This is a genomic window from Streptomyces resistomycificus, from assembly GCF_001514265.1.
In the GTDB taxonomy this organism is placed as follows: Bacteria; Actinomycetota; Actinomycetes; order Streptomycetales; family Streptomycetaceae; genus Streptomyces; species Streptomyces resistomycificus.
In genome coordinates, this window is the sequence record NZ_KQ949009.1 from 103,141 (window position 1) to 113,319 (window position 10,179).

At 71.5% G+C, this 10,179-nt stretch carries 6 protein-coding genes; 3 read left to right on the top strand and 3 right to left on the bottom strand.

Annotated elements, in window-relative coordinates:
* Positions 1 to 4 precede the first annotated feature (4 nt).
* Together AQJ84_RS39705 and AQJ84_RS43355 are read left to right on the top strand one after the other, a co-directional pair.
* A complete protein-coding gene (locus tag AQJ84_RS39705; RefSeq protein WP_053192297.1) occupies positions 5 to 3,163 on the top strand; it encodes a type I polyketide synthase in 3,159 nt (1,052 codons plus the stop codon).
* Positions 3,164 to 3,316: 153 nt separating this feature from the next.
* Complete coding sequence (locus tag AQJ84_RS43355; protein ID WP_225889285.1) at positions 3,317 to 6,682, top strand: non-ribosomal peptide synthetase; 3,366 nt, start codon at positions 3,317 to 3,319, stop codon at positions 6,680 to 6,682.
* 49 nt (positions 6,683 to 6,731) lie between these two features.
* Here the strand turns inward: AQJ84_RS43355 and AQJ84_RS39715 are convergent, their stop codons facing one another.
* The 3 genes from AQJ84_RS39715 to AQJ84_RS39725 all read right to left on the bottom strand — a co-directional run bounded on the left by AQJ84_RS39715 (position 6,732) and on the right by AQJ84_RS39725 (position 9,205).
* Positions 6,732 to 7,481 (bottom strand): MerR family transcriptional regulator, encoded by a 750-nt coding sequence (locus tag AQJ84_RS39715; RefSeq protein WP_259294281.1) that lies wholly within the window; start codon positions 7,479 to 7,481, stop codon positions 6,732 to 6,734.
* A 31-nt stretch (positions 7,482 to 7,512) separates the two neighbouring features.
* On the bottom strand, positions 7,513 to 8,313 hold the full coding sequence (locus tag AQJ84_RS39720) for an alpha/beta fold hydrolase (RefSeq protein ID WP_053190490.1): 801 nt from the start codon (positions 8,311 to 8,313) through the stop codon (positions 7,513 to 7,515).
* Positions 8,314 to 8,437: 124 nt separating this feature from the next.
* The gene (locus tag AQJ84_RS39725; protein WP_030038826.1) at positions 8,438 to 9,205 is read right to left on the bottom strand and encodes a thioesterase II family protein; all 768 of its coding nucleotides are present in this window, start codon (positions 9,203 to 9,205) and stop codon (positions 8,438 to 8,440) included.
* Positions 9,206 to 9,565: 360 nt separating this feature from the next.
* Between AQJ84_RS39725 and AQJ84_RS39730 the strand changes: the two genes are divergently transcribed.
* A partial coding sequence (locus AQJ84_RS39730) for a 2-oxoacid:acceptor oxidoreductase family protein (RefSeq protein ID WP_211276885.1) occupies positions 9,566 to 10,179 on the top strand: 614 nt, incomplete at its 3' end.

Below are 10,179 nucleotides of genomic sequence, written 5' to 3' on the forward strand. Positions count from 1 at the left end.
GACGATGACCAACCCCGCGGATCGCACGGCGGAGGGCGCGGACCGGGTCCAGCGGGCGCTTCGCACACTGCTGGAGGAGCGCGACCGCCTCCGCCAGGAGAACGACGCCCTGAAGGCCGGCCGCGGCGAACCGATCGCCGTGGTGGCCATGGCGTGCCGCTACCCGGGAGGCGTGTCCTCGCCCGAGGAGCTGTGGGAGGTGGTCCGCCACGGACAGGACGTCGTGGGCGAGTTCCCCACCGACCGCGGGTGGCGGGACGTGTACGACCCGGACCCCGACACCACCGGCAGCGCCTACGTGCGGCAGGGAGGGTTCCTGACGGACGTGGCCGGCTTCGACGCGGACTTCTTCGGCATCAGCCCGCGGGAGGCGCTGGCGACCGACCCGCAGCAGCGCCTGCTGCTGGAGACGTCGTGGGAGGCCTTCGAGCGGGCCGGCATCGTCCCCGCCGAGGTACGCGGCGCCGACGTCGGCGTCTTCAGCGGGGTCAGCTCGACCGAGTACGGGTGGCGCTTTCTGGAGGCGGGCCGCAGCGACCTGGAGGGCTACCTGCTGTACGGCAGCTCGCTGAGCGTCGCCTCGGGCCGGGTGGCGTACGAACTGGGCCTGACCGGGCCGGCGATGTCCGTCGACACGGCGTGCTCGTCGTCGCTGGTCGCCCTGCACCTGGCGGTGCAGTCACTGCGCGCGGGGGAGTGCTCGCTCGCCCTGGCCGGCGGGGCGCTGGTGATGTCGACGCCCGCGGCCTTCGTGGAGTTCGCCCGCCAGCGCGCTCTGTCGCCCGACGGCCGGTGCAAGGCCTTCGCGGACCAGGCCGACGGAACCGGCTGGGCCGAGGGAGCGGGGGTGCTGCTGCTGGAGCGGCTGTCCGACGCCCGCCGAAACGGCCACCCGGTGCTCGCCGTCGTGCGCGGTTCCGCGGTCAACCAGGACGGGGCCAGCAACGGGCTGACCGCCCCCAACGGCCGCGCCCAGGAGCAGGTGATCCGCAAGGCGCTGGCGAACGCGGGCGTCCCCGCCGGCGCGGTGGACCTGGTCGAAGCCCACGGCACCGGAACCGTCCTCGGCGACCCCATCGAGGCGGGCGCCCTGCTGGCGACCTACGGCAAGGACCGGGCCCGGGACAGGCCACTGTGGCTGGGATCCCTGAAGTCGAACATGGGCCACGCCCAGGCCGCCGCCGGGGTCGCCGGGGTCATCAAGGCGGTGATGGCCATGCGCCACGGGCACCTGCCCAAGACGCTGCACGTGCAGGCGCCCTCCACGCACGTCGACTGGTCCTCCGGCACGGTCGAACTGCTGAAACAGGGGCGTGAATGGATTCGCGGGGACGGCCCGCGGCGGGCCGCGGTGTCCTCGTTCGGCGTCAGCGGCACCAACGCCCACGTGATCCTCGAAGAACCACCACAGCAGCAGGAGCAGGAGCAGGAGCAGCAAGAGCGGGAGCAGCAGGGGCGGGGGCCGGCGGACGGGCGCGGCCCGCAGCCGGCCGTCGTCGGCGGGCTGGTGCCGTGGCTGGTCTCGGGCAAGACCGCGCCCGCCCTGCGCCGGCAGGCGGGCCGGCTGCGCGACGCCCTCGCCGACCGGCCGGGCGCGGACGTCGCCGACGTCGGCTGGTCGCTGCTGTCGAGCCGGTCCCTCTTCGAGCACCGCGCCGTGGTGCTGGGCCGCGACCGCGACGAACTGCTGAGCAACCTGGCGTCACTGAGCACCGGCACGGAGTCCACCGGGGTGGTGTCCGGCGCCGCGCGGAGCCTCGGCGGCGTCGCCTTCCTTTTCCCCGGCCAGGGCTCGCAGTGGGCCGGCATGGGCCGCCGGCTGTATGACACCTTCCCCGTCTTCGCGCAGACCCTCGACGCGTGCGACGCCGCACTGGCCGAATGGGTCGACTGGTCGCTGCTCGACGTCGTGCACGGTGTGGAGGGAGCACCGACACTGGAGCGGGTGGACGTGGTGCAGCCGGCCCTGTTCTCGGTGATGGTGTCCCTGGCCGGCCTGTGGCAGTCCTGGGGTGTGCGGCCGGCCGCGGTGGTGGGACACAGCCAGGGCGAGATAGCCGCCGCCTACGTCTGCGGTGCACTGTCCCTGCGGGACGCCACCAAAGTCGTGGCGCTGCGCAGCAAGGCCCTGGTGGACCTGATCGGCCACGGCGCGATGGCCTCCATCGCCCAGTCCGCGGACGTCGTCACCGAACGCCTGGCTCCGTGGAGCGAGAAGGTGAGCGTCGCCGTCGTCAACGGACCCCGCTCCGTGGTGGTGTCCGGCGAACCGGACGCACTCGACGAATTCGTCGAGAAGATGAAGGCCGACGGCACCCAGGCCCGCAGAATAAAGGTCGACTACGCCTCCCATTCCCACCACGTGGCCCGGGTCCGCGACCAGGTGAGCAGCTCCCTGTCCGACGTCAGCCCGAAAACGTCCACGCTGCCCTTCTACTCGACCCTCTACGGCGAAGTCATCGACACCGCCCGGCTCGACGGCGCGTACTGGTACGACAACCTGCGCGAGAAAGTCCTCTTCGAACCGTCCGTCCGGCGGCTGGCCGACGACGGATTCAGGGTGTTCATCGAGATGAGCCCGCACCCCGTCCTGACCGTCCCGGTGCAGGAGATCGTCGAGGACGTTCACGACGCGGTGGTCCTGTCGTCGTCGCGGCGCGACCGGGGCGAGGTGGAGGCCGTGCTCGGCTCGCTGGCCCAACTCCACGTCCAGGGCGGAAACGTCGACTGGGGCGCCCTGTTCGCAACACGCCGACGGGTGGACCTGCCCACGTACGCCTTCCAGCGCCGGCGGTACTGGCTCAACTCCCCGCACACCACCACGCCGGCGGCCGAGACGCCCCCGCCACCACCCCCCGCAGACGAGGACTCCCTCGTCCCCCTGTCCGACAGGGTCCGCGCCCTGCCCGGCGACGACGCGCGGGCACTGGTCCTCGCACACGTCCTGGAGAAGGTCGCCGTCGTCCTCGGCCACCCCTCCAGCCAGTCCATCAACCCCGACCAGGAGTTCAAGGAGATCGGATTCGACTCGCTGCTGTCGGTGGAGCTGAGCAAACGCCTGACCGCGTCCACCGGACTCAAGCTGAGGGCGAACCTGGTGCTGCGCCACCCCTGCCCGAGACGGGTCGCCGACCACATCACGACCTCGCTGGCCACCCGCTAGGAATGTCCCGCCGGCGGGACACCGCAAGTGCGAAAGCGGCCTGTCCCGCCGGGCACCAAGGTGTCTTGCCCGGCCGCGCCACCTCCCGTGAAGGTGGGGGTGATCTGCGAATTCCTCCGATTCCCGGACCTGATTCCCGAGGGGTTGATCCGTGTGCGTTCGTTCGGCGCGTCGTCTGCGCATAAAGGACTGTGGCTGGCGGAGGCAGTGTCTGACGACACGCTGAACCATGCGCTGACCATGTGGGATGTGGACGGTGAACTCGACGCGGCGGTCATGGAATCCGCGTTCCTGCACGTGATGGACGAGGCGGAGGTCCTGCGCGTCACCTTCGCCGACGACGGCACCGGCCTGCGCCTGACACCCCGTCAACTGGATGGCTGGCGCCCCTTCTTCTGGGACCTCAGCACCGAGACCGATCCCGAACAGGCGGCGCGCGAAGCGCTGGCCGACCTGGTGCGCAAACCGTTCGACCTCCGGCACGACCTGCTGTTCCGGCTGGGCGTGGTGAAACTCGCCCAGGACCGCTCCCTCGTGGTGATCGCCTACCACCACCTCATATCGGACGGGTTCGGCACCGGCGGCCTGCTCTCACGACGCCTCGCCGAGGTGTACACGGCCCTGGCGCGCGGGGAGCAGCCATCCCGGCTGCCGCACCCCTGGGACGCCGAGTCCTTCGCCACCGAGGCAACCGACTACCTCGCCTCCCCGGCCTTCACCAAGGACACCGAGTTCTGGCGCGACTACCTGACCGACGCACCCCCGCCCGCGCGGATTCCGCGCGTCGCCCTGTCCGAGGCGACCCGCCTTGCGCTCGGCGAGCCGATGGGCAGCGCCGACCGCTGGGGGGAGCTGACCGAACCCATCGGCATGGTCAGCCGGACCCTGACCGTGCCGCGCGCCGAGGCCGACACGTGGACCGAGGCCGCGCAGTCCATGGGCGTGTGGATGTCCACCATGCTGACCACGGCCGCCGCCGTGTACTTCCGCCACCGCTGCGACCGCCCCGAGTTCCTCCTCTCACTGGCCGTCGGCAACCGCATCGGGGTGGCGAGCAGGACGCCCGGCCTGGCGGTCAACGTGGTGCCGGTACGGGTCAGGGTGCCGCTCGGCGCGACCTTCACCGAGATCGCGGACGCGATGGTCGACGAGACGTACGAGATCTTCGGCCACACCGCCTGCCACTACTCCGACATCCAGCGCGCGAGCGACACCGTCCTGAGCGACCGCGGCAGCTTCGGCACCGTCATGAACGTCGTCGACTTCGTCGAACAGCTCCACTTCGCCGACCACCCGGCACGCTACCTCGGCGGCACGACCGGAGCCTTCGACGAACTGTCGATCGGCGTCTACAAGGACGGCAGCGCCGACAGCGACCTGTTCATCCGCCTCGACGCCCCCGCGACCCTCTACTCCCGCGCGGAACTGCGCTTCATCGGCGAGGAGCTGATCGCCCACATCCGCGCCGTGGTCGCCGCCGGCGCACAGCCCGTCGGCGCCCTGGACGTGACCGGCGGCGCCGAGCGCGACCGGCTCCTGACGACACCCGACGACACGCACGACCCGGACCCGGACGTGACGACGGCCGAACTGTTCGCCCGCCAGGTGCAGCGACACCCCGACGCCGTCGCGGTGGCCTACGGCGACTCGACGCTCTCCTACCGGGACCTGGACGAGCGTGCCGGCCACCTGGCCCGGGCGCTGCGCGAGCACCACGTCGGACCCGAGACGGTCGTGGCGGTGGCCCTGCCCCGGTCGGCGGACCTGATCACCGCCCTGCTGGGGGTGGTGAAGGCGGGCGGAGCCTACCTGCCGATCGACCCGGCCTCCCCGGCCGCGCACATCACCTCGGTGGTCGACGACGCCTCGGCACACCTCCTGCTCACCGATGCCGCAACCGCCCCAACGCTCCCCTCCGGCCTCGGTGCTGCGGCCATCGTGCTCGACGACCTCCCCGCGGACACCACCGCCACCGCCGCGGACACCACCGCCACCGCCGCGGACACCACCGCCACCGCCGCGGACACCACCGCCACCGCCGCGGACACCACCGCCACCGCCGCGGACACCACCGCCACCGCCGCGGACACCACCGCCGCCGCCACCACCGCCGCCGCCGACACCGGCGGCGCCCACACGGCTGCCGTCCCACCCCGCCCGGACAACCTCCTGGCCGTGATGTACGGCTCCGCACCGGCCGGCACGGCCCCCGTCGCGGTGACGCACCGCAGCATGCGGCGGCTCGTCACCGACCGCCACCGCCGGCAGGCCGGCCACATCACCATGCTGTGGCATACCCCGCCCACCTCCGACGCGCTCGCCCTCGAAGTATGGGTGCCCCTGCTGAACGGCGGCCGAGTCGTCGTGGCCGAGCCGGGGGAGCTGGACATCGACGCCCTGGCCCAGGCACGCGCGGCGCACGACATCTCCACGGTGTGGCTGCCCCCGGCCCTGTTCTCGGCGATCGCGGCCACGCGCCCCGAGAGCCTGGCCGGACTGCGCACGGTGTGGACCGGCGGCGACCACGTGCCCGCCGCCGCCCTGCGACGGATACGCACGGCCTGCCCCGAGCTGACGATCATCACCGCTCACGGCCCGGCGGAAACGACCCTGCTGGCCGCATCCCACCGCCTCGCCGCACACGAACCGGCCCACCCCACAGGCCAGGTGGGCCCTCCGGCCGACCACACCGCCCTCTACGTCCTGGGACCGGGACTCACGCCCGTCCCCGCAGGCGTGACGGGAGAGCTGTACGTGGCCGGACCCGGCGTGGCACGCGGATACCTCGGGCGCCCCGGGCACAGCGCACAGCGTTTCGTGCCCTGCCCGTTCGGCCCGCCCGGCCGGCTCATGTACCGCACCTCAGACCGCATGCGGTGGACCACCGACGGCCGGCTGGAGTACGTGGGCCGCACCGACACCCAGGCGGACGTCCGCGGACTCGGCGTCGAACCGGCCGAGATCGAGGAGACGCTCGCCGAGCACACCAAGCTGGCCCAGTCGGTTGTGGCCGTCCGGCAGGACAGCTCGGGCCAGCAGCGGCTGGTGGCCTACGTGGTCCCGGCCGCCGGCCAGACCGTCTCGCCCCAGGAGCTGCGCCGCTTCGCCGCGGGGAGGCTGCCGGAGCCCATGGTGCCGGCCCTGTTCACGGTGATCGAGCGCCTCCCGGTGACAGCGGGCGGGAGGGTGGACCGGGCGTCGCTGCCGGAGCCCGAGTTCGACGACGCAACGTACCGGGCACCGCGCAACGACACCGAGCGGATCCTGGCCGCGGCCTTCGCCGACGTCCTCGAGCTGGACCGGGTGGGCATCGACGAGGACTTCTTCGACCTCGGCGGGAACTCCCTGCGGGCGATCAGGCTGGTCGGCCTGATCCGCTCGGAGCTGAACCAGGAGGTGTCGATCCGCAGACTGTTCGCGGCACGCACCGTCACCGGCCTGTCGGACATGTGGCAAGACCTCGCCCAGTCCAGCAGGCCGACCCTGCGCAGGAGGACGAAGGAGGGCGCAGTCCTCTAACCCCCGCAGGCCGGCCCGGCGGCACTCACCACAGCCCGCCGGGCGGCCGTCACTGATGCGGGATGTCGACACCGGCCGCGCGCAGGTTCGCCTCGAGCAGCTCGTTCAGCCGGGCAGCCGCCGGCGCCTGGTCCTCCCGGTGATGGTTGATCAGCCCGTAGCGGGTGGCGGCGTCGGGCCTGGCCCGGAACTCGGCCGGCATCGCCAGCAGTTCACGGTGGGACAGCAGCTTGGCGGACAGGGCGCGGGCAAGCTCGCCCAGCCGCGGGTCGTCCAGATCCCACGACTCGGCGTCCTGGCAGCGCTTCAGCAGCTCCACGTACTCAGGATCACCCAGCTGGCGCTCGATCTGGATCAGGAAGCGGTCGAAGACCTCCGGCACCAGGGCACGGGCCAGCACCAGCGCCTCCTGCTGCATGGCCACGTATGCGGCACCGAAGCCGAACTCGGCGAGCCGGTCCAACGCCACGCAGGCACGCTCGGGCAGCAGCAGCCGGTCGCCGGCGGCCAGCCGGTGCAGCACCGCGCGCCGCGCGATCAGCTCCTCGATCCGATCGGTCAGCCGCCGCTCCACATCCTCCAGAGCGCAGGCGAACCGCTCAGGACCGGCATCCAGCAGACCCCCGATCTCGGCCAGCGGCACGCCCGCCCCGGCCAGCGTGCGGACCTGGACCAGCCGCACCATGTCGGACGACCCGTAGCGGCGATAGCCCGAGCTGTCGCGTTCCGGCTCCTCGACCAGAGCGAGCCGGTGATAGTGACGCACGGTCTTCACCGTGACACCGGCGAACGCGGCCACCTGACCGATCGTGAGCCCGTACGCCATCCGCTCAGCGCGCCCTGTGATCGTGAGCGGCCGCCGTCTCACGCACGGCCTCGGCGATGGCCCGGAAGTCCTTGCGCAGAATGTGGGAGTGGTTGCTCGCGACCTTCGCGCTCACCTCGAGGTGGGCATTGCGGGCGAGCACCGGATCGAGGGAGGCCCGCATCCGCTCCATCTCCTCCTGGCCCCCGCCGAGGCTGGCACCCGTGGCCAGGACATAGCGCACCGGGCACCTCACGCGGTCGAGGACCGGCGCGATGGAGGCGTTGATCTCGTTGGCCTCGATGTTGATCTCGGCATGCTGGTCGGCGGTCATCCGCGCGGCCATGCCCAGCGGCCGCAGCAGCGGCAGCAGCCACCGCATCCGGCGGAACAGACGCCGGATCCGCACCTGGCCCTCCTCACCGGTCAGCCCGTACGGCACAGCCCCGTCCACGCACACCACCCCCAGGACACGGTCCGGATGACGCTCGGCCCAGTGCACCGCGAGCGCCGCACCGTAGGACCAGCCGACCAGCAGCGGCCGCTCCACCCCGGTCGCCTCCAGGACGGCGTCGATGTCTCTCACACACGCCTCGAAGGAGTAGTCAGCCGACCGCTTCGACCGGCCGCGGGCCCGCTCGTCGAACGTGATGTGCCGCCAGCCGGTGCCCAGTTCACCGATCAGCGGCCGCCAGGGCCGGTGATCGGCATAGGAACCGTTCAGATAGACGAGGGGACGGCCCGTCCCGCGGGAGTCGGTGACGGCCAGAGCCGTGTCGTCGACGGGAACCATGCCGGACCAGGCAGAGGTGGGGGAGGAGGTCATGCGATCAGCGTCCACCCTGACCTTGGGGCAGGGTCAAGACCGACCGGTGACATTGAGCCGGACCCCTACCGCGGCCACCCCGAACCCTGACACGCGCCCCCGCCGGCACGCCCTACGACACCGGTCAGGAGGAGGCAGAGCCGGCGAGCAGCCCCTCGGTGACGGCCGCGGCGACCTGCCCGACATGGTCGACGAGGTAGAAGTGGCCGCCGGAGAACACCTTCAGCGCGAACTCACCGCTGGTGTGCTCCCGCCACGTCTGAGCCTCCTGGACGCTCACCATCGGGTCGCAGTCCCCGACCAGGACGGTCACCGCAGCCGTGAGCGGCTCACCCTCACGCCACCTGTACGTGGCCAGCGCCCCGTAGTCGGCGCGCAGCGCCGGCAACACCATCTCCAGCACCTCGGGGTTGTCGAGCATGGCCTGATCGGTGCCGCCCAGCCTGCGCACCTCGGCCAGCACGTCGTCGTCCTCGTACAGGCCGTCGTGTCCGCCGGCCCCGGGGAGCGGCGCCCCCCGCCCGGACAGGAACAGCCGCTGCGGGCCGGGCAGTTCGCCCCGCGCGAGCAGCCGGGCCGTCTCGTACGCGACGAGCGCGCCCATGCTGTGCCCGAACAGGGCGTACGGCCGTCCGGGCTCCGCGGCCAGTACGTCGGCCAGCTCCTCGGCCACCGCCTCCACGAGCGGGGCCAGGTCCGTGAACGGCGCCTCGCGGTAACGGTCCTGGCGCCCCGGGTACTGCACCGACAGCACATCGAAATCCGCGGGCAGCGTACGCGCCAGCTGCACGTACGCCGTCGCGGAACCCCCCGCATGCGGGAAGCACACAAGCCGCGGCCCATTCCCCGCGCCCGTGGTGAAACGCCGGAACCACGTGCTGTTCACTGTCATTGCGTCCCTTCGCCACCCAGCCACACCGGGCCGGAACCGGCCAACCTCCTGGCCAGCCGAGCGTAGCCAACCCGCCCGCACCCGGCACTGGACACTTGAACACCCCGGCGTCCTCAGCCGACTTCAACATCCACAGCCCAACTCCCGTCCACAGGACGGAACATGGCAGACCCAAGCTCAGCGCACCGGCCATGAGCCCAGCCCGCTCACCCGGCCCACACCCCCGGCGCTTTGGCCAGTTGAACCTCTGTCATGAATCGTTCGCCGCGCCGCCCGCCCCCGCCACCCGGTGCCAGGGTTGCACCCTCGTACGTCCACACGCACACCCGACCGTGCCCCAACCGACCCTCCTGGAGAGCCATGTCCGGTCGACTTGCCGCCCCTGACGTGACAGGGGCGTGTGACAAAGAAGTCCGCCGCCTGGACCGGGTGATCATTCGTTTCGCCGGGGATTCCGGTGACGGTATGCAGCTCACCGGTGATCGTTTCACTTCGGAGACGGCGTCCTTCGGGAACGATCTGTCGACGCTGCCGAATTTCCCGGCCGAGATCCGGGCCCCTGCCGGCACGCTGCCGGGCGTCTCGTCTTTCCAGCTGCATTTCGCCGACCATGACATTCTCACGCCGGGTGATGCGCCGAACGTGCTGGTGGCGATAAATCCGGCGGCGTTGAGGGCGAACATCGGCGACCTGCCGCGGGGTGCGGAGATCATCGTCAATACGGATGAGTTCACCAAGCGGGCGATGGCGAAGGTGGGCTATGGGAGCAGTCCGCTGGAGGACGGTTCGCTGGATGGTTATCACCTGCATCCGGTGCCGTTGACGTCGTTGACGGTTCAGGCGCTGAAGGATTTCGACCTGTCGCGTAAGGAGGCCGAGCGGAGCAAGAACATGTTCGCGCTGGGTCTGTTGTCGTGGATGTATCACCGGCCCACGGAGGGTACGGAGAGGTTTCTGACGTCGAAGTTCGCGAA

What these genes read in the sequence shown, in the direction of transcription:
- AQJ84_RS39705 (WP_053192297.1), top strand. Translation starts at nt 5, where the DNA reads ATGACCAACCCCGCGGATCGCACGGCGGAGGGCGCGGACCGGGTCCAG.
- AQJ84_RS39720 (WP_053190490.1), bottom strand. Translation starts at nt 8,313, where the DNA reads ATGACCTCCTCCCCCACCTCTGCCTGGTCCGGCATGGTTCCCGTCGAC.
- AQJ84_RS39725 (WP_030038826.1), bottom strand. Translation starts at nt 9,205, where the DNA reads ATGACAGTGAACAGCACGTGGTTCCGGCGTTTCACCACGGGCGCGGGG.